1 pseudogene is annotated in these 304 nt (G+C 84.5%); it reads right to left on the minus strand.

The annotated features are described in order from the left end of the window. A pseudogene (locus ACR9ZG_RS18975) lies at positions 1 to 304 on the minus strand (hypothetical protein); the annotation flags it as partial.

A 304-nucleotide genomic window follows, 5' to 3' on the forward strand; every position in this document is an offset into this window, starting at 1 on the left:
GACGGTCGGCGCCGTCGGCGGGCCGGAGGCGCCGGCCTCGGCGGTGGGCATGCGCCGCGTGACGTCCGGAGGCTCGGCCGCGCCCGTGGCGGCGGGGGCGCCTGCCGCCCCCGTGCCGGCGGCCGCGCCGGCTGCATCGGCCGCGCCGGCGCCGGCACCCGCGGCCCCCTCACCAGCAGCTCCCGCTGCACCAGCGGCTCCGGCAGCCTCCTCCGCTGCACCAGCCGCACCCGCGGCCCCGGCAGCCTCCGCTGCACCAGCCGCACCCGCGGCACCACCCGCACCCGCGGCCCCCGCGGCCAAC

The sequence above is a fragment of the Leifsonia sp. KNZ12-8B genome (genome assembly GCF_056755495.1).